Below are 281 nucleotides of genomic sequence, written 5' to 3' on the forward strand. Positions count from 1 at the left end.
GTTCAAAAAACAAAACCAGCTCTCATAGTATTTTCTGAGAACTGGTTTCTATATTTCTGCTTTCATGTTACTCCTTTCGGGTTTTGCCCCTAGGCAGAATTATCGTAACTACCTTTCGGTATATTACTCAACCTTCACTTATCTGTTTTGTCTATTAGACCTCTTATTCATCATACTAGATTTACTTTTGCTTAATTCCATCGATTATTTTTAAATCATTCTTTCAAATCTTTATTTTCGGTTATTATTTGCATTTCAAGATCTTTAGTCATGATTTACAA

Source organism: Dethiosulfatibacter sp. (assembly GCF_983023055.1).